Source organism: uncultured Erythrobacter sp. (assembly GCF_947499705.1).
Taxonomy (GTDB): Bacteria; Pseudomonadota; Alphaproteobacteria; order Sphingomonadales; family Sphingomonadaceae; genus Erythrobacter.
This window is the reverse complement of sequence record NZ_CANMPJ010000002.1, coordinates 546886-566259: the sequence shown is the minus strand read 5'-3', so window position 1 is coordinate 566259 and position 19374 is coordinate 546886. Positions and strand designations below refer to the sequence as shown.

Genomic DNA, 19374 nt, shown 5'->3' with positions numbered 1-19374 from the left:
CCTATTCGCCCTTGAAGGTCGGCGGGCGCTTTTCGATCAGCGCGGCGACGCCTTCGGCATGATCCTGCGTCATGTGCATCATCGCCTGTGTGTTGGCCGCCATTTCGAGCGCCGTGTCGTAACTGACCTGCTGGCCCTGACGCAGCAGGTTCTTGGCCTGTCGCAACCCATGCGGAGGCATCGCGGCGATCTTGCTGGCGAGTGTTTGGGCTTCGGCAAGCAAATCGTCATGCGGCACGACCCGGCTGACCAGCCCCCAATCCTGCGCTGTTGCGGCGTCGATCACATCGCCGGTGTAGAACAGCTCCGCTGCGCGGCTCTGACCAATTACGCGCGGCAGAATCCAGGTTCCGCCATCTCCGGGGATGATCCCAAGCTTGAGGAAGGTAACGCCGAACATCGCTTTGTCCGAAGCGATGCGAATATCGGCGAGACAGGCCACATCGCAGCCCAACCCGATCGCTGGCCCATTGATCGCCGCAATCACCGGCACGCGCAGCCCATACAGCGCGCGCAGCATCTGATGGATGTTGTCGCGGTACCCGTCCGAGATCGCAGGCGGATTGCCGCCAAACGTACCGGTCTTGTCGCGCATAGCCTTGATATCGCCGCCTGCGCTGAATGCTCGTCCGGCTCCGGTCAGGATAACGCAGCGCGTTTCGAGATCGCGATTGATCTCGGTACAGACGCGCGCAAACTCGTCGCCATCGCCGGGAGCACCGAGCGGGTTCATCGTATCCGCGCGGTCGATGGTGATCGTGGCGATGGATCCGGCACGGTTGATCGAAAGTAATGGCATGGAAAGCTCGAAGCCTTTCGTTAGCTTGGGCGAACAACGGGATTATGCAAAAGTGGATGGAATCTTGATAGAATTGAGAGGGCTACTGGTTGACCGTAGCTAGCGTTACGTAAGTCTGCAGCGGGGGCTGGAGAAAATTAAATGCCTGGTCTTCCGTTGGTTGTCATAACATCGCCGCTGTTGATGGGCCAGCCAGCTGCACATATCGCAGCAGCTCCGATTGCGCACCTGCCCGAAGTTTCGGTCGCATCGCGTCAGATCGACACACCGCAGACTACGCTGATCTCGTCGAACTGGTCGCTGATCGCCGTTCAGGGCACCACTTCGGGACTTCCCGCAGGCGAGGATCAGCCTGAAGTTGATACTTGGGAAGACGAACCCATGAATGAGATCGTCGTTCAGGGCGCCTACGGCCCTGCCGAAGGCGATCCGATGGAGCGGATGAATGCCGATACATTCCGCATCACTCAGGACGTCGACAGAGCGGTTGTTGCCCCCCTGGCTTATGCGTACGAAGACGGCCTGCCGGGGCCTTTGCGCGACGGATTGCACAATGCCGTGCGCAATCTAAGCGAACCGAGCAATGCGCTAAACTTCCTGCTTCAACTCAAGGTCGGTAAGGCGTTCGAGACTCTGGGGCGGTTTGCGATCAATTCGACCCTTGGAATCGGCGGCCTGTTCGACATTGCCGGTGAGCCTGGAATCGGTCTGCCGTATCGCCGAAACGGGTTTGCCAACACGTTGGGATATTACGGGGTCGGGTCGGGCCCTTATCTCGTGCTGCCGCTTGCAGGGTCGACCAGCGTTCGCGATGTGATTGGAAACGGTCTCGACGGTCTTCTGCTTCCGACTGTGGTTGGCGGGCCATTCCGCGATCCGGCGGTCGGCATTCCGTTATTTACAGTAAGCTCGCTGCAATCCCGGCTTGAGATCGACGAGCAGCTGGAACGGATCAACTCGTCGGATGACCCCTACGCCACAATGCGCGACGGATATCTCGCTCAGCGCAAAGCCACTATCCAGGAATTCCGCGATGGATCGCCGTTGCAGGGTATCCCTGACGCAGATCGGCCCGATGGCGAACGGTTGATGTCGCTGGCGAACGATCCGGCACCGGACCTTGATGAAACAAACGTTCAGGACCAAGGCGCGGACCGCATCACCAACCTAGATACAGGCGGTCTTCGATATGCCCCGGGTGAGATCGTCCTGGTGCAGACTCGCAAGAGCCACCCGACGCGCTAGGCAGGGATCAGGCTCGTGCCCCCTCTTCTGCTGCGGTCGTGTTATGCTTGAGCGCTTTCAGCACCGTCTCGACGATATTCGGAGCGGTCAGCCCCGCTTCTTCGTATTGCTTTTCGGGCGAGTCCTGATCGATGAAGGTATCAGGCAGGCGCAGGGTGCGGACCTTCAATCCGTTGTCGGTCAAGCCTTCATCCGAGGCATAGGTCAGCACATGCGCGCCGAGGCCGCCAATGGCGCCTTCTTCGATGGTCAGCACAACCTCATGCGTGCGCATCAGTTTCGCGATCAGGTCTTCGTCGAGCGGCTTGGCGAAGCGCATGTCGGCAACCGTGGTCGAAAGCCCCTTGGCCTCGAGCTGGTCGGCCGCCTTCTTGGCTTCTTCAAGCCGAGCGCCAAGCGAGAGGATCGCGACCTTGGTGCCTTCGCGCACAACGCGGCCCTTGCCGATTTCGAACTTCTCGAGCTGGTCCGGGATCGGAACGCCCGTGCCGCTGCCGCGCGGATAGCGGAAGGCTATCGGGCCATCGTCATATTCGACCGCAGTGTAGGTCATATGCGCCAATTCGGCTTCATCTGCTGCCGCCATCACCACCAAGTTCGGCAGCGTTGCGAGGTAGGTGATGTCGAAACTGCCCGCATGGGTGCAGCCATCGGCACCGACCAAACCAGCGCGGTCGATAGCGAAACGTACCGGCAGGTTCTGGATCGCGACGTCATGGACCACCTGGTCGTAAGCACGCTGCAGGAAGGTCGAATAGATCGCCGCAAACGGACGCATGCCCTGTGCTGCCAGACCGGCAGCGAAAGTCACACCGTGCTGTTCTGCAATGCCTACGTCAAAACTGCGCTCGGGATGAGCTTTGGCGAAGCGATCAACGCCGGTGCCCGAAGGCATCGCAGCAGTAATTGCGCAGATGCGGCTGTCGGTTTCGGCCAGTTTTGCCAGAGTGTCACCAAAGACGTTCTGATAGGCAGGCGGGCCAGCCGCGCCTTTCTTCTTCTCGCCGGTGATGACGTCGAATTTGGGCACGCCGTGATATTTGTCGGCGCTTTCTTCTGCGTATTTGTAGCCCTTGCCCTTGGTCGTCACGACGTGGATCAGCACCGGGCCTTCCGACGTATCGCGGACATTTTCGAGAACTGGGATCAGATGATCGAGATTGTGCCCGTCAATCGGGCCGACATAGTAGAAACCCAATTCTTCGAAAAGCGTCCCGCCGGTCACCATGCCGCGGGTGTATTCTTCGGCCTTGCCGATGGCTTCGTGCATCCGGCGGCTCATCTTCTTGACCGCGCGCGAGGCGAGGCTGCGCAGGCCGAGATATTCGCTCGAGGACACCATCCGCGCCAGATAGGCGGACAGTCCGCCCACCGGAGGTGCGATCGACATATCGTTATCATTGAGGATCACGACCAGCCGATTTCCCGCCTGCGCGGCGTTGTTCATCGCTTCGTAGGCCATGCCCGCGCTCATCGCGCCGTCGCCGATTACCGCGATCCCGCGTCCAGGCTTGTCATTCAGCTTGTTGGCCATGGCGAAGCCAAGCGCCGCGGAAATAGACGTCGACGAGTGCGCCGCGCCGAACGGATCGTATTCACTCTCGGCACGCTTGGTGAAGCCGCTGAGGCCTCCGCCTTGCCGCAAGGTCCGGATTCGGTCGCGCCTTCCGGTGATGATCTTATGCGGGTAGCATTGGTGGCCGACGTCCCACACCAGCTTGTCGTCGGGCGTGTTGAAGACGTAATGGATCGCCACGGTCAGTTCGACCACACCGAGACCCGAACCCAGATGCCCGCCTGACGTACTCACCGCGTCGATCATCTCGGCGCGCAGTTCGTCGGACAATTGCCGGAGTTGTTCGGGCTGGAGTTGGCGAAGCTCGTCGGGTGTCGGGACCTGATCGAGCAACGGCGTTTCTGGTGATCGACTCATATCAAAAGCTTTACACCCTCAAATCCTGCCTGTCGATGAACGGGTCGTCGCTCGTGAGCAACGGTTTGTCTGCTAAGTGTGAGTTTTACGCAATGATCGCTGTGTCAATATCGAGTGACAGTTGCGTCAGGCGCAAGCTTGGCAAAGCCCGCGAATCTCCAGGACCGGCCTCTCGGGCTTGAATTGCTTCGACGAAGCAATCTTGCGCACCGTCCGGCTGACTTCTTCATCATCGACATGGGTCGCCTCGCCGCATTCGTCACAGACAAGGAAAATACAATCATGCGCGCAGCCCGGGTGGGTGTTGGCGAGATAAGCGTTGGAGCTTTCGACCCGCATGGCGAGATTGTTCGACACGAACAGGTCAAGAATGCGGTAAATGCTGTTGGGCGCGACGCGTTTTCCGCGCGCCTGCGATAGATTGTCCGCGATATCGTAAGCTGAGGCTGGGCGCTCATGCTTCGCCAGCTCGGTGAACACGGCCTCGCGCATGCCGGTCCACTGCTCGCCCGACTCGATTAGTGACGCACGCGCCGCCGCGACGAGACTTTCGCCGCTCAATTCCTGGTGCGCGTGCGAATGCGGCGCTTCTTTCAGTTTGGTGTCCATGCCGGGAATATAGGCACACTCGCCCGGTGATGCCAGCCAAGCGTCAAATCCGGCCGGGCATCAGCCGTCGCGCAGGAATCTCGGCCGGTAATCTGAAGGGAACATCGCTTTGAGCGCCCGAACCTTGGGCTTGTCCCAGCGCAGGATGTATCCGTGGCGCGGGTTCTTGGCCATGAAGTCCTGATGATAGGTCTCAGCGGCGTAGAACTTCTTGTGGCTTTCGATCTTGGTCACGATCGGACGCTTCCAGACGCGCGAGGAACCCATTTGCTTCAGATAGGCTGACGCAACGGCGCGCTGTTCGGCGTTAAGGGGGACCAGCGCCGTGCGGTAATGCGCACCGACATCCGGTCCCTGGCGGTTCTTCAGCGTTGGATCAGCGACCACCGAGAAGAAGATCCGCAGCAGCTCGTCATAGCGCACGACATAGGGATCATAGGTGATCTTGACCGCTTCGGCATGGTTGGTTGTGCCGGTGATGATGCGGTTGTACTTGGCCGTGCCAGCAGCGCCGCCGTGATAGCCGGCAACCGCAGACTTCACGCCTTTGACATGGCTGAAGACGCCTTCGACGCCCCAGAAGCAGCCACCCGCGAAAATCGCGGTTTTCAGCCCAGCGCCTTCCTTGGCGATGCGCTTGGGGGCGGGAGCATTGACCGGCTCTTCCGCGAATGCGGGAGCGGCACAACCGGAAATGGCGAGCGAAGCGGCAGCGATGCCGAGCGTCAGGCGCTTCATTCTTCGACCTCGATCAAAAATTCAGGCGCGACTTCGACCGGCTCAAAAGGCACTTCGGCGGCCTGCGCAGCCGGCGCGAAATCAGCGTTGACCTGTGACCAATCGTCGATCGAGGCTGCACCAAGGGCAAGCGCAGTGGCAACAAAGCCGATGCCGAAATTGCGGTACAGGTCGGGGGTGAAGAGGGCCATTTTCGAATCTCGTCGGGGGTCTGTGTGTTGTGTCATCGGTTCCATACCGTTCAGGGCTTTCAGCTCAGTGAACATTGCTGTCAGGAAAGCCATTCGCGACAAACCGCGACAAAGTTACGTTTGTTCTTGGGAAAAGTTGCGCTGCAACTTTCCCACCCTCAGACGCCGGGCGCGGGAGTCTTTGTATTACGCATCCCATCCGGGATGCGATATCCTCGCTCATGCGATCAGAGATCGCATCGCTGCGGGCGGCCAGTCGGCCTTGCGGTCGCTGGCGCGACCGTGCTCCGCGACAAAGTAGCAAAATTGCACTGGTTCGACGCCGCAGGCGTCGCAAGGGCGACCGCCCGTTGCGCCTTATGGCGCGGAAGCCAAGCAGCGCGGATGCGCTGCGCCCGGCGCTTGAGGGCGCAACAAACTAATGCCTGAAATGCCGCATCCCGGTTAGGACCATTGCCAGGCCTGCCTCGTCCGCCGCTGCAATGACTTCTTCGTCGCGGATAGATCCGCCGGGCTGAATCACGGCTGTTGCGCCTGCTTCCGCAGCTGCGATCAGGCCGTCGGCGAAGGGGAAGAAAGCGTCCGAAGCTACCGCGCTACCGACCGTCTTGGGCGCAGCCCATTCGTAGGTTTCAGCTGCCTCAGTCGCCTTGATCGCGGCAATGCGAGCGGAATCGCGGCGGTTCATCTGGCCAGCACCTATACCGGCGGTCGCGCCGTCTTTGGCGTAGACAATCGCATTGGATTTCACATGACGCGCAACTGTCCAGGCGAACAGGCAATCCTTCAATTCCTGCGGCGTCGGTTCGCGCTTGGTTACGACCTTGAGATCCGCTTCGCTCACCGAGCCATTGTCGCGACCCTGGATCAGCATCCCGCCCGCGATGGTCTTCATCGCAAAGCCGCCGCGCCTAGGATCGGGCAAGGTCCCGCATTCGAGCAAGCGCAGGTTCTTTTTACGGGCGAACACCTCGCGCGCCTCGGCACTGACCTTGGGAGCGATCACCACTTCTGTGAAGATTGCGGCGATGGCCTCGGCGGTCGCGCCGTCAAGCTCGGTGTTGACCGCGACGATCCCGCCAAAGGCCGAAACGCTGTCGCATTGCAGCGCCGCGTTCCATGCATCGAGCAGAGAGCCACCCTGAGCGACGCCGCATGGGTTGGCGTGCTTGACGATCACGACCGCCGGATCGCTCCCGGCGAATTCGGCAGCGAGCTCCAAAGCGGCATCGGCGTCGTTCAAATTGTTGTAGCTGAGCGCCTTGCCCTGCAATTGCTCAGCCTGCGGGACGCCTGATGTGCCGGTGACCTGCGGGATATAGATCGCTGCCGATTGGTGCGGGTTCTCACCGTAACGCAGCACGTCGTCACGCTTGAACGCCAGCGGCATCGTGTCTGTGAATGGCGTGGCCTTCAGCGCCTCCATGCCGAGCGGATGGGTGAAGGCATCGCCGAACGCGAACCAGTTGGCGATGGCGGCATCGTATGCGGCGGTCCGGGCATAGGCCTTGCCTGCCATGCGTATCCGGAACGCTTCGCTGGTCGCACCATCATTGGCGTCCAGCTCTTCGAGCAGCTCGGCATAGTCCGCCGCGTCCGTCATGATCGTCACGAAGCCGTGATTCTTCGCCGCCGAGCGCACCATACTTGGTCCGCCAATATCAATGTTCTCGATGATCTCTTCGCGGGATGCACCCTTCGCAACGGTCGCCTCAAACGGGTAGAGATTGACCACAACCAGATCGATCGCGCCGATTTCATGTTCGGTCATCGCGGCGACGTGTTCATCATTGTCGCGCAGCGCCAGCAACCCGCCATGCACCTTGGGATGGAGGGTCTTGACCCGGCCATCCATCATCTCGGGGAAGCCGGTAAGGTCGGAAACATCACGAACTTCCAGGCCCGCTTCGCGCAAGGTTCTCGCGGTGCCTCCTGTGCTCACCAGTTCCACACCGCGTGACGCCAAGGCAGCGCCCAGTTCCGCCAAACCGCTTTTGTCGGACACTGACAGCAGCGCCCGCTTGATCGTCAAATCACCCATTCTTCTTGCCCTTTGGGATCTATCCCATTTTCTTGAGCAGCCAGGAGAATTGCCCCCCGCCACGCGACGTCATTCCTTCGATCACCAATTGCTCGGTCCCATGTGGACGGCCTTCGCCGTCGACCCACAGACTGTCTTCGCAAGCCAGTTTGAGATTGCTCGCATCGGGGCCATCAGCGGCAAGCCGGAATTGCCACAGCCGGCCATTGGGCAGCAGCAGGCTCGCGCCTCGCCCATCATCGGAAAGGTGTGCCTCGACTCCGCGCCCCAAATGGAACCGGATCGCAAAGCCAATCTTGCCGCGCTTGCCCTTGCGCGAAACTGGAACGAGGATGTCCTCGCCCGCGAGCTGATGGCCATCATCGCGCAGGGTCAGCACGCGGCGATGCGTCAAGCCAAAGCGCGCGGCGTAGCCATCATGGCTCGCCTCCATCCGGGTCGCGCTGCCATGTTGCCGCGTGAGTTCGCGGGTTTCGGTCTCGACCAGTTCTGCGCCCTTACCGAGCTTGCCGTGAAGCAGCACTGCAGTGGAATTCGCGTTGTCTAGAACCAGCGTCGAATGTGCCGCCGTCGCGCGAAGCCCCTGCCCGATCCGTGCAGGAACTTGTCCGCCCGACATAGCCGCACCGCCGCAATTCACGACGACGCGCGATCCGCCGTCGGAAAGCTCGAAGGCCAATGTCGACGCGCAGCCCATCCGCGCATGACGCGCTCGCGGAGGCGGGGCTGCATCAAACTGCAGGATCGTCTCGCGCGCGCTCAGCCTTTGGAAGCCCCAATGCTGCACGTCCTTCAGCGGACGGGTACGCACACCCGTCGCGGCAATCAGAGCGGCAACACGGTCTGCGGAGATCGCCCCTTGTCCCTGCCAATTGCCCAAGGCTCCATCGCCGTGGCGCAAAGATAGAAGCGGCGGCACGAGCAATTCACGCATCACGATAAGCGCGCGCGGCGGCTCGACCTCTGCAGCCTCATAACAGGCGAGCAGATTGGTAAGCAGCGCAATGGCGTCCATTTGCGCGGCTGGGCAGCGCGACAGCACTCCCCCATCCTCGGCCACAAGGTCACCCAGCGATTTGATGAGCGCCGCTTCGCCATAGAGCCGCCGAGGCTTGCCCTCAGGCAGCAGCAGTCCAGCAGCGGTCACCGCAGCCCACCCGGCGACCTGCCCAAAGCCTGCGCCAGCGCGCGCCGCCTTACGATCGAGCCAGTTTGCGGTATCTTCGATAGCTCCCAAAAGGCGCGGTTTCAGATCGCCTTCGTGGTTCGCCAGTACGATTGGCGCGTGGACAAGCCACGCCATCAGGCGCAGGCCGGTGTGCTCCACATTCCAAGCGGCGCCCTTTGCTGGAACAGGATTCGCGTCCAGCCACAGCCCTGTGATCCTTTCGGCCACTGCGCGGCAATCGGCACGAGGGGCGCTGGCGGCCAGATCGAACAACCACCCGAAACTGTGCAGCGAACGCTCAAGGCCGGGACTCAAACGCGCATTGCTATCGAAATCCACTTGTCCAATGGCCGTTTTGACACCGTGGATCAGGAAATGCCCCGCCCGCAAAGCAGTGCCAGCCGCACGGTCGCCGCGAACCGGGCTTTCAACCGTTGCCAGGATCCGCATCGCTTGTGGCCGCCGGAGAGGCGCAGAGAGCGTATGCCCGGGGACGCCCATCCGGTAAGCCATGCGGATCAGCGCTTCACCTGCGCTGCTGCGCGGCGCGACCACATCGGTCAGCGCGAGAGCGCGTGATGGCTCGACTGTTTCGGTGGTTTCGGATGTGTTGTCAGAAGCTTCGTCGCGGAGCGGGTCCTCACCTTTGCCAAGCGGCAGAGCGGACTGATCGCCAGTGTCTTCGCTCAGCTCATCGACAAGCGGATCATCGTTGTTGCTGAACAGCGTTTCCATCACGAAACTCCCTTCAGCGCGGCGATGTTGGCCGCATATTGCCCTGCGCCGCCTTTGAACGTCGCGGACCCGGCGACCAGAACATCGGCCCCTGCGGCGACACACTGCCTGGCGGTTTCTGGATTCACGCCGCCATCGACTTCGAGATGGATCGGGCGACCTTCGCGCTCGATCATCTCGCGAATGCGAGTGATCTTGGCGAGCTGCGACGGGATGAAGCTTTGCCCGCCGAAACCGGGGTTGACGCTCATGACGAGAACCAGATCGACAAGGTCCATGAGGTTGTCGAGCACTTCAACCGGCGTGCCGGGGTTCAGCACGACGCCTGCCTTCTTCCCCAGCGCGCGGATCGCTTGCAGCGTGCGGTGAACGTGCGGCCCGGCCTCGGGATGGACAGTGATGATATCCGCGCCGGCTTCGGCAAAGGCTTCGAGATACGGATCGACCGGCGCGATCATCAGGTGGACGTCGAATGTCTTGTCGGTGTGCGGGCGCAGCGCCTTCACAACGTCCGGCCCGATGGTGATATTGGGCACATAATGCCCGTCCATCACGTCGATATGGACCCAGTCGGCCCCGGCCTCGTCGATCGCGCGCACTTCTTCGCCCAGCCGCGCAAAGTCGGCTGACAGGATCGAGGGGGATATCAAAGGTGCTGGCATGATCGCTTTCACGCGCCCATTCGCGTGATGTACGCAGTACAGGAGCCGCGAATCCCGCCACAAGCGTGCGCAAACCTCTTTTCCACGGTGCTAAACACCGATTTACGAGGCTGAACCGCTCCAGCAGCACCAATTCAGGTGCAATTCAGCGCCAAGATGGCAATTTACGGATCAAATCTGCGGAATGACTCAAGGCCAAAGCATTCGCTGCCACGCCATGCCGCATCAGGCAATCACAGCAATAGACGGGTTATCATGAAAGCACTTGCGACAGGATTGAGCGCGCTCGCGCTGTTAGCGGCAGGCTCCGCTGTACCAATCGCGCCTGCTTCGGCGCAGGCGACCAGCACCAGCGATTATCGCAACACTATCGGCAATGACATGCGGCGCTGTGCCCCGGGCAAAGGGCCGGCAGTGCGCGTGACCGTCAACGGCGTGAAGAGCGCAACAGGCAAGGTTCGCGTGCAGGTCTATCGCGGCACGAAGGCCGATTGGCTCCAGAAGGGCAAATGGCTGAACCGGATCGAGACCAACGCGCGTAAAGGCCGGATGACTTTCTGCGTGCCTGTTCCTGCGAGCGGAACCTATGCGATCGCAGTGCGCCACGACGCAAACGGCAATGGCTCGACGGATATTCGCAAGGATGGCGGGGCGATGTCGAACAATCCTTCGATCAACATATTCAATCTCGGTAAGCCGAGCGTAAGCAAAACGAAGTTCAATGTCGGATCCGGAGTCAGTTCGATTTCGATCGTGATGAAGTATTTCGGCTAAGCTGACGTCTCAGCGCTGCTGGCGGCGATGACGCCAGAGCGACCATAACACGCTCGGCGCGGCCAATATCGGATAGCGCTCACGGAACGGCGTGACTTCAACCGGCATGCCGGTGTGACGCTCAATCTTCCATGCGGCGTAGCGGGTCGCCCCTTCAAAAGTGGTGCTAGCCTTAATCAAGCGCGCAAAATTCAGCGGCTTGCCCAGCCGCCTGCGTCTCTTCCACCAATCGAGGGTGAGTGACCGTTGCTCTGCTCCGAACTCAGGACGGAGAGCGTCACCATCGGTCTCGAATGGAATACCGGCTGCCTCAAACGCCAGCGGGAGCAACCCGGCGAAATGTTCGGCATTCACTGACAGGATATCGTTCTCGCGCCCCGGCTTTTCGACCCGGAACTCGGCTTGGTAGGTCGCGCGAAATAGCGCACGCCAATAGTCCTCCGCAGTCCCGCTTTCGGGCCCTAGCGCTGCCGCGAGTTTGGCTGCGGTCTGAGCCGCCGCTCCGATCGCCTCGATCACATTCTTTCGTGCCGCATCATCCCCTTGCCATACCATCGCGCTCGGCTGCACGAACCGCGCCCAAATCGTTGTGTCGGAGAGTTCTCCTGACGCAGCCTCGGCAAAGGTCGACAGCGCCATTGTCGCAACCTTCGCCCTCAGATTGACTTCGCCATGCTGCCGCTCATGATAGCTGACCCGCGGCCAGATCCTGGCGCGTTCTTCGCCCGGCAGCAAAACATAGAAATCAAGCACGCCCTCAAGCGAACCGGTCCGCAAATTCGATCCGTAGAACAGCACCGCCTGCGCCCCGGCATCCTCTGCCAGCGCGCGCGCGAATTCCCTCACCGCCGGATCAACCGGCGCAGCGAGGCGTGAGGAAATGCGCTCGGCGAGCGCCGACATCAGCTTTGCCGGATCATGGGACGACGAATTCCAGCTCAGGCCCCTGACCGATCAGGTAGCGGCCAGCGGGAAAGGCTTCCCCGTCCAGGATGAACTGGTCGTCGATATCGAGCGTGAATTGCGAGGCGCTGAGCTGGTGAATCCCGCGCTCGCGCAGCTTTTTGGTGAAGTGCCCGGTGATCACACCGGGAACCAGCGCCGTCGTGCGCCGCGAAATCTGATCGACCGCCACCAGCTTGAGGCCCTTGCGCAGCTTGCCAAACGGATTGATCCCGGCAGGCAGTCGCTCCAGCGTGCTTGCAAACAGCAATTGCCGATATTCCGGATCGCCAAGCCCGCTATGTGCCATCGGCGCTTCGCCGCGGCCCAACATGATGTTCATCCGGGCACCGCGCCGCCATTTGTTCGAGCGCGAGGCAAAAACCGACTGCGCCAGCGCCCATAGCGCCGTGGCGCCAACAGCGAGGCCATTGAAAGCACCCAAACGGTGCGCGCTCTGGCCAGCTTGCGTGGCAGTCGCAAAGGCGCCTGCACCGAGAATGAACCCGAGCACATTGGCATTTGCCGTATCGGGCGCTGCCACCTCAATCGGACGACGGTGAATACGAATGCCGATCTCAAACGCGTCGATCGCATCCTGAAGATTCCATTCGGCTGGAATTCCGAGATCGACCGTCAGTGCGTTGGTTTTGCCTTTGGGCAACACCGCAATCGCAGGCCAATCGTCGCCGAAGATACCATGCCCGCAGGTCAGGACGTCGCGAACGGTGCCATCCCCGCCGTTAATGACGAGCAGGTCGATGCCGCGTGCAGCCAGTTCTGCCAGAGCTTCTGGCAACTGAGCACGGTTGCCTGGTTGAGCGATGAGAACATGCGGGCAAACGCCGCAGTCGAAGTCCGCGCCCTTGTTCCGGTGGCTGCGCGGGTTGTAGATCACACCGACCTTTGGAGCCACACCGGGCGCGCGCACAGGGCGCCCACGCCCGTTAGACGGACGGTAAGCCTGCACGCTCGGCAGCTGCGAAAACTCGTAAATTGGCGTCGCCATGTCGGTCCTTTAACCGCGAAACAGTGAATTTGTCACTGCTATCCTGACCCTAATGACTGGCATTCGGTCGCATTCCTTGATCGGTTACATCGGTATTGATGCATTTTTCGCAAGGTTTGTGTCAGGCTTTCTCTGCGTGAGCTTGTCTGTTTCGGACGAAGTGTCCCGCCGAGATTCCTGCTGATCTCTGACGGCGAACACGATAGACTGGCGGCATGCTGACAACTTCACTGCTCGAATCCGCCCGTTCACTCGCCCCTGAAATCACCGCGCTACGCCGCGCGATCCATGCCGAACCCGAACTCGGACTCCACACCCCGATGACGATGGCCAAGGTGCGCGAGGCGCTGGCGGATCTGCCACTGGAGTGGAAGACGGGCGCTTCGACAACGGGCGCAGTGGCAACCTTGCGGGGGGGCAAAGCCTGCGATGACTCCCCGCGCGTGTTGCTTCGCGGCGACATGGATGCGCTGCCGATGGACGAGAAGACCGATCTCGAATTCGCTTCGACCATCCCGGGCAGAATGCACGCCTGCGGCCACGACACGCACACCGCGATGCTGGCCGGTGCAGCGCGATTGCTGTGCGACAAGAAGGACGAGATTGCCGGCACAGTCGATTTCATGTTCCAGCCCGGAGAAGAAGGGCATCACGGCGCACGCTTCATGCTGGATGACGGGTTGATCGACCCGCTACCCGATGCCGCCTTTGCGCTGCACATAATGCCGAACGCTCCTTTCGGTGTAGTTGCCGGGAAGCCCGGCCCGCTTATGGCGGCGGCCGACCAATTCAACATCATTGTGAGGGGCAAAGGCGGGCATGCTTCCATGCCGCATGATTGCTCGGACCCGGTGCCAGCGGCAGCCGCGATCGTTGGCACGTTGCAGTCGATGGTCACCCGCCGCTTCAACGCTGCAAGCGCGGTTGTTGTGACCGTCACACAGATCCACACGGGGACGGCGCACAACGTCATTCCGGACGAAGCCATGCTGGCCGGAACAATCCGTACTCTCTCACCGGAGCATCGCGCCAAGGCGCACGCCCTGCTCGCCGAAACCGCCGCCGATATCGCTCGAAGCTATGGGGTCGAAGCAAGCTGCGAGATCGAAGCGGGTTTCCCGGTTACGATCTGCGATCCGCAAGCGGTGGCGCTAGGCAACAAGGTCGCGACAGAGATCGGCGGCGAGGAAGGGTGGCGCGATTTGCCCGCTCCGATCATGGGCGCAGAGGACTTCTCCTACATCCTCGAGAAAGTGCCGGGCGCGATGTTCTTCCTGGGTGTCGCGCCGCAGGGCGAGGACTGGACGCAATGTTGTGCGATCCACTCTCCGCGTATGCATGTCGATGAAAGCGCGCTGCCTCAGGGCACTGCGATGCTGGCAGGATGTGCGCTTGAATTTATCGAGAACGGCTTCGCGTAATTTGAAAACGAACAGGCCGATGCAGTGAATAAGCAGTCGACTTGATATTGTCATGAATGTTGCTTGAGCCCGGATTATTTGCTCTTCTTCTCTTGGGGTTGGAATGAATTCACCGGAAACGGTGGATCAATTTGGGGGAGAATTTTCATGCGGCTTGCTCTATTTGGAGCGTTGCGGTCTTTTGCAGCAACATTTGCTGCCGGGCTGGGGGTTGTTTCCTTGGCCTCCCCGGCGATAGCGCAATCGGGCGACTGTCTCGCGATACAAACAACCGGCGAAAAGACCACGCTCACGGCGCTTTCGGATGTGTGGTTCGGCGACGGGAGCTATCGTTTCGCGATCATGCTCGCGTCCAACAAGCGCGCAGGCCAAAACGGGATCGGTTTTATCGGCGATCCAGACGCGCTCGCCTCGAAGAGCAAGGTCTGCATCCCGCATATTGCCGAGGGCGAGCAATTGCGCCGCCGATATGATCGCTATGTCGAGGCAGTCGAAGACATGGCAGTCGCGCAGCCGTGGGAAGAGGTCGATACGCTAACCCCGCTTCCGCAAACCGGCACATACCGGGTCGCCACCTGGATCAGGAGCGACCAGGTCAGCCGCTATCCCAAGACGCCGTCAACCAGTTTCGACTATGCGATGGGCGGCGACACATGGGTGACACTTGAGCCCAACCTCCAGAATTTCTGCAAGGCATACGCCAATGACGTCAGCAGCGACCCGGCTGCTCTTACGCTCAGGCTGGAACAGCGTCTCGGCCTGCCTCCAGTGTCCGCAAAGACCCACTTCGTCATCTTCGAGATCGACGCCGCTGCGCCAAATAGCGGGCAGAAGATCTTCCGCCCCTGCGGAGACACGGCGACCAACACGAACACCTGCAAAGCCGGCATCACAACCGACAATCTGTTCCTCTATCGCCAGTATTATCAGGCGTTCGGCACGACCAAGCCAGTCCAGTACCCCTGGACCTCACTAGGCTACACCTTCGATTGGGCGCCAAATCCGGACGTTCTCGGCAAGCGAGACGGCTTCGTCCGCGTGGGCGAAAGCGAGTATGTCGTGCCGGAGAAGACGATGACCAAATTCGTCGGCATCACACCAACGGCGCAATATTGCGCACCCTGATCAGACGAAGCGCGCGATCAGTTCTTCCAGCGGAAGGTCTTCTCGCTCGCCCGTCGCTCGGCTTTTAAGCTCGACAGTACCACGTTCTACACCCTTCGGACCGATGATGATCTGCCACGGCAGACCGATCAGATCCATTGCGGCAAACTTCGCTCCGCCGCGTTCATCGCGGTCATCATAGAGCACGTCGACCCCGGCATCCGATAGGCGCGCATAGATCTGCTCGGCCAATTCACTGGAGGCCGCATCGCTGGCGCGGATGGTTATGATGCCAACGCGAAACGGAGCAACGGCTTCGGGCCAGATGATGCCATTGTCATCATGCGAGGCTTCGATGATCGCACCAGCCAGTCGGGACACGCCCACGCCGTAGCTGCCCATTTGCGGGGTAACGACATCGCCATCCGGCCCCTGAACCTTAAGGCCCATCGATTCCGAATATTTGGTCCCGAAATAGAAGATGTGCCCGACTTCGATGCCGCGTGCCGTCCGCATCGTGTCGCGCAATTCCGACTCTTGGGCTTCATCGCGCATTTCATCAGTCGCGGCGTAGAATTTCGTGCGATCCTCAACGAAGGCATCGATCGCATCATTGTTCGAGAAATCGGGCAGCTCCAGGTCGGTGCTCGCTTCCCACTCAGGATGGTAGAACACGTCGCTTTCGCCGTTATCCGCCAGCAGAATGAACTCGTGGCTCATGTCCCCGCCGATCGGTCCCGGATCGGCCTTGGTCGGGATGGCGTGCAGACCCATCCGCGCGAAAGTCCGCAAATACGCGACGAACATGCGGTTGTAGCTGTGCCGCGCGGATTCGATGTCGAGGTCGAACGAATAGGCATCCTTCATCAGGAATTCGCGCCCGCGCATCACGCCGAAGCGAGGGCGGATCTCGTCACGAAACTTCCATTGGATGTTGTAAAGCGTGCGCGGCAGATCGCGGTAGGAATTGATCGAACCACGCATCAGCGACGTGATCACTTCCTCGGCTGTCGGGCCGAACAAGAGATCGCGATCATGCCGGTCGCGAATACGGAGCATTTCCGGTCCATAAGCGTCATACCGGCCGGACTCGCGCCACAAATCGGCGGGCTGGATCGTAGGCATCAGCATCTCGATCGCGCCCGCGCGGTTCTGTTCTTCGCGTACGATCTGCCCGATCTTGTCGAGCACGCGCAGACCTAGCGGCATCCAGGCATAGATCCCCGCAGCGGTCTGACGCACCATACCCGAACGCAGCATCAATTGATGGCTGACGATCTGCGCATCGCTGGAATCCTCGCGCAGCAACGGCAGCACGTATTGGGACAGTCGCATGAAATCCTCCGAACCATGCCCGAGACAAAGGTACCGGGCAGAATTGCGGGCCTACTATCACTCTCTTCCGCGGAGTACACCCACGGCGAGGCCGACAAGCTTATACAAAGAGGAAAAGCTGGCGCACCCGAGAGGATTCGAACCTCTGGCCTCTGCCTTCGGAGGGCAGCGCTCTATCCAGCTGAGCTACGGGTGCCTGTTGTCATCAAGACATCGGGCGCGGCGCTTAGCAAGCCCCTTTGCTCTTCGCCACCCCATTCTCTCGCCTTTTCGGGTCGCCGTGCGATTTGCACGGGGCCGCTTAACCAATCGGCAAGGGCGGGTGCCTATGCAATCCCCATCATGTCAGCCCTTCCTCCCGATCAGACCCGCGAAATGCGGAGCTCGACTAAGCGCGATAGCCATTCGTCTGAAGCGCTCGCGCAGCGGTGGGAAGAATTGCATGCGCAAGCCGCAGAGCTGGCGGAGCTCGCTGCGATTGCGCCCGAGTCGTTTGGCAAAGGACTTGCCTGCTTCCCAGAGCGCTTTGAAGCCGCATCTCAGTGGCAACGCGAACTGGTGTGGCAGGGTATCGAGGATATCGATGCGATGATGCAGCCGGGATTGACGGCGCTGCGCACCATCGCCCTTCGCGATCAGGCTGTGACGGCACCGGCACTTGCCCTGTGGCGCGAGTTTTTCTGCGCTCGCAATGCTGTGCTTGCATTGGTCGAGCAATCGCCACTCAGCGAAGCCGCGCGCGCCGCTTGAACGGGTCGGACGACACAATCCTCGCTTGACTGTGTTCGCACTATGTTCCAGCTTTGGGGCATGACCGACGCAGCCTCCCCCACACTTGATTCGCCGACCATCACAGCGGGCAATGTCGCGCGCGGCATCATGCGGCTGTTTGCGCGCAACGACATTTGGTGCCTGCCAGAAATGCCGCTCAAGAACGGTCGGCGCGCCGACCTTATGGGGGTAGATGCCAAGGGTCTTGTAGTAATTGTCGAGATCAAGGTCGCGCGCGGCGATCTGCTTGGCGATGCAAAATGGCCCGATTATCTCGATTTCTGCGACCGGTTTTTCTGGGGCGTGCCGCCGGGTCTGGATCGCGGCCCGCTCGAGACCGAGGCCTATCAGCCGGATGATTGCGGTGTGATCGTGGCGGACGGCTACGATGCAGAGATTGTGCGGCAGGCTCCGCTGTCTTCACTCGCATCGGCACGGCGCAAGGCTCAAATCGAGCGGCTGGCACGCGCAGCTATGCGGCGACACACCGCGATGCTCGACCCGCATTGCGCCGATATCAGGGTGTGACAACAAGAGCTGGCAATACACGCTGTATTCGTTCGCAAATCTGAGTCATAGATAGGCGGTGCTGAGCTCCGACACGCCCGTATTGCTTGCGCTTTTGATCGTGAGCCTGGCTACATCCCTGATGGTTGCGCTGCGCTATTTCCTGTCGAGCGGGTTGTTCGCCTGGGCGACCAAACGGATGCGGCCTGGCCTCTATGACGGTCTTGAACAGCAAATCTCTCGCGAGATCCGCTGGTCGTTGATAGCAGCGCTGATCTACGGCGCGCCTGCGGGGATCGTATTCTGGGGGTGGCGCCATCATGACTGGACCCTGCTCTACACCGATCCTGCCGCCTATCCGCTGTGGTACATGCCGGTGTCGGTTCTGATCTATCTGTTTGTGCAGGACACATGGTTTTACTGGTCGCACCGCGCGATGCATCACAGGGTTCTGTTCAAGCCGATGCACGCCGTCCACCACCAAAGCCGTCCGCCAACGGCCTGGACGGCGATGAGCTTTCATCCGCTGGAGTCGCTGACCGGCGCTATCGTGATCCCGGCGCTGGTCTTTTTCGTCCCGATCCATATCGGCATGGTCGGTGTGGTGCTGGCGATTGCGACCATCATGGGGGTCACCAATCACATGGGCTGGGAGATCTTTCCCCGGTCGCTTGTTCATTCCCCATTGGGAAAGCTGCTGATAACGGCCAGCCATCACGAGCGGCATCACGAGGAGTATCGATGCAATTTCGGCCTGTATTTTCGGTTCTGGGATCGTGTCTGCGGGACGGATCGCGGGTTCTCGGCTCGCATCGTCGAAGAGGCGGGACACGCACCGCGCGCCGCTCGATGAAGGCACCTGCCCTTCTGGTCGCGGGCGCGTTGGCCGGCGTCGCTGCACCTGCTGCCGCCAATGAAGTGACGATCACCGTCACCAATCTGCGCTCGACCGAGGGTGTTGTGCGGGCTTGCATGACAACCAACGAGGACGTGTTTCCGCGCTGCCGGAAAGATCCGGCTTCGCACCGCACCGTTGTCCCCGCTGGTAAGACCGTCACAATCCGCTTTACCGGAGTGAAGCCGGGCGACTACGCCATCGCGCTGCTGCATGACGAGAATGACAATGGCAAAGCCGATCGCACGCTCGGTATGATCCCGCGCGAAGGATATGGCTTTTCCCGCGACGCCAAAGTGCGAATGGGACCGCCCAAATTTCGAGACGCAGTTTTCACGCACGGCGCCGAGAAGCAGAAACTGAACATCAAGATGCGGTATTTCTGACGTCAACTCGCCAAGTTTTCAGGCTCTGTGACGTCAGAATCGCTGCATCCGCTCCGGATTGCAGCCAAGCGCCCAAATAATCGCCCAACTTTCCGGCGCGACTTAACAA

Annotated in this window: 19 protein-coding genes and 1 tRNA gene; 8 read left to right on the top strand and 12 right to left on the bottom strand. The window is 60.6% G+C overall.

From position 1 onward, the window contains the following. Position 1: 1 nt before the first annotated feature. Entirely contained in the window at positions 2-799 is a 798-nt protein-coding gene (locus tag Q0837_RS15670; protein ID WP_298470953.1) for a crotonase/enoyl-CoA hydratase family protein, read from the bottom strand. Between the two features lie 141 nt (positions 800-940). Between Q0837_RS15670 and Q0837_RS15665 the strand changes: the two genes are divergently transcribed. Beyond that, positions 941-2044 carry a VacJ family lipoprotein gene (locus tag Q0837_RS15665; RefSeq protein ID WP_298470950.1) on the top strand — a complete coding sequence of 368 codons (1104 nt, stop codon included), beginning with the start codon at positions 941-943 and terminating at the stop codon, positions 2042-2044. Between the two features lie 7 nt (positions 2045-2051). Here Q0837_RS15665 and dxs read toward each other — a convergent pair whose 3' ends face one another. From dxs to rpe, 7 genes are all read right to left on the bottom strand, one after another. After that, on the bottom strand, positions 2052-3977 hold the full coding sequence (gene dxs, locus Q0837_RS15660) for a 1-deoxy-D-xylulose-5-phosphate synthase (protein WP_298470948.1): 1926 nt from the start codon (positions 3975-3977) through the stop codon (positions 2052-2054). A 126-nt stretch (positions 3978-4103) separates the two neighbouring features. Next, entirely contained in the window at positions 4104-4586 is a 483-nt protein-coding gene (locus Q0837_RS15655; RefSeq protein ID WP_298470946.1) for a Fur family transcriptional regulator, read from the bottom strand. Between the two features lie 60 nt (positions 4587-4646). Beyond that, positions 4647-5324, bottom strand: coding sequence for a peptide-methionine (S)-S-oxide reductase MsrA (gene msrA, locus Q0837_RS15650; protein ID WP_298470944.1), 678 nt, complete (start codon positions 5322-5324; stop codon positions 4647-4649). Then, the gene (locus Q0837_RS15645) at positions 5321-5515 is read right to left on the bottom strand and encodes a hypothetical protein (protein WP_298470942.1); all 195 of its coding nucleotides are present in this window, start codon (positions 5513-5515) and stop codon (positions 5321-5323) included. The genes msrA and Q0837_RS15645 overlap by 4 nt, the downstream gene beginning before the upstream one ends. Positions 5516-5933: 418 nt before the next feature. Further along, entirely contained in the window at positions 5934-7556 is a 1623-nt protein-coding gene (purH, locus tag Q0837_RS15640; protein ID WP_298470940.1) for a bifunctional phosphoribosylaminoimidazolecarboxamide formyltransferase/IMP cyclohydrolase, read from the bottom strand. 19 nt (positions 7557-7575) lie between these two features. Continuing rightward, positions 7576-9459: a heparinase II/III family protein gene (locus Q0837_RS15635; protein WP_298470938.1), complete on the bottom strand. Its 1884-nt coding sequence runs from the start codon at positions 9457-9459 to the stop codon at positions 7576-7578. Further along, positions 9459-10121 carry a ribulose-phosphate 3-epimerase gene (rpe, locus tag Q0837_RS15630; protein WP_298471796.1) on the bottom strand — a complete coding sequence of 221 codons (663 nt, stop codon included), beginning with the start codon at positions 10119-10121 and terminating at the stop codon, positions 9459-9461. Before rpe ends, Q0837_RS15635 begins: the two co-directional genes overlap by 1 nt. 255 nt (positions 10122-10376) lie before the next feature. Between rpe and Q0837_RS15625 the strand changes: the two genes are divergently transcribed. Continuing rightward, positions 10377-10895 (top strand): DUF2141 domain-containing protein, encoded by a 519-nt coding sequence (locus Q0837_RS15625; protein ID WP_298470937.1) that lies wholly within the window; start codon positions 10377-10379, stop codon positions 10893-10895. A 9-nt stretch (positions 10896-10904) separates the two neighbouring features. Here Q0837_RS15625 and Q0837_RS15620 read toward each other — a convergent pair whose 3' ends face one another. Further along, positions 10905-11798, bottom strand: coding sequence for a hypothetical protein (locus tag Q0837_RS15620; protein WP_298470936.1), 894 nt, complete (start codon positions 11796-11798; stop codon positions 10905-10907). Positions 11799-11811: 13 nt separating this feature from the next. After that, the gene (locus Q0837_RS15615) at positions 11812-12846 is read right to left on the bottom strand and encodes a diacylglycerol kinase family protein (protein WP_298470934.1); all 1035 of its coding nucleotides are present in this window, start codon (positions 12844-12846) and stop codon (positions 11812-11814) included. Positions 12847-13061: 215 nt separating this feature from the next. On the opposite strand from Q0837_RS15615, the gene Q0837_RS15610 reads away from it, so the two are divergent. Then, positions 13062-14267 (top strand): M20 family metallopeptidase, encoded by a 1206-nt coding sequence (locus Q0837_RS15610; RefSeq protein ID WP_298470932.1) that lies wholly within the window; start codon positions 13062-13064, stop codon positions 14265-14267. A 147-nt stretch (positions 14268-14414) separates the two neighbouring features. Beyond that, complete coding sequence (locus Q0837_RS15605; protein WP_298470930.1) at positions 14415-15392, top strand: hypothetical protein; 978 nt, start codon at positions 14415-14417, stop codon at positions 15390-15392. Here Q0837_RS15605 and proS read toward each other — a convergent pair whose 3' ends face one another. Together proS and Q0837_RS15595 are read right to left on the bottom strand one after the other, a co-directional pair. Then, the gene (gene proS, locus Q0837_RS15600; protein WP_298470929.1) at positions 15393-16706 is read right to left on the bottom strand and encodes a proline--tRNA ligase; all 1314 of its coding nucleotides are present in this window, start codon (positions 16704-16706) and stop codon (positions 15393-15395) included. It lies immediately after the preceding gene. A gap of 119 nt (positions 16707-16825) precedes the next feature. Continuing rightward, positions 16826-16902: transfer RNA gene (locus Q0837_RS15595), tRNA-Arg, on the bottom strand. 146 nt (positions 16903-17048) lie between these two features. On the opposite strand from Q0837_RS15595, the gene Q0837_RS15590 reads away from it, so the two are divergent. The 4 genes from Q0837_RS15590 to Q0837_RS15575 all read left to right on the top strand — a co-directional run bounded on the left by Q0837_RS15590 (position 17049) and on the right by Q0837_RS15575 (position 19265). After that, the gene (locus Q0837_RS15590) at positions 17049-17456 is read left to right on the top strand and encodes a hypothetical protein (protein WP_298470927.1); all 408 of its coding nucleotides are present in this window, start codon (positions 17049-17051) and stop codon (positions 17454-17456) included. Between the two features lie 60 nt (positions 17457-17516). After that, the gene (locus tag Q0837_RS15585) at positions 17517-18005 is read left to right on the top strand and encodes an MmcB family DNA repair protein (RefSeq protein ID WP_298470925.1); all 489 of its coding nucleotides are present in this window, start codon (positions 17517-17519) and stop codon (positions 18003-18005) included. Between the two features lie 121 nt (positions 18006-18126). Further along, on the top strand, positions 18127-18837 hold the full coding sequence (locus Q0837_RS15580; protein WP_298470923.1) for a sterol desaturase family protein: 711 nt from the start codon (positions 18127-18129) through the stop codon (positions 18835-18837). Next, entirely contained in the window at positions 18834-19265 is a 432-nt protein-coding gene (locus Q0837_RS15575) for a DUF2141 domain-containing protein (protein WP_298470922.1), read from the top strand. Before Q0837_RS15580 ends, Q0837_RS15575 begins: the two co-directional genes overlap by 4 nt. The last annotated feature ends 109 nt before the right edge of the window (positions 19266-19374 follow it).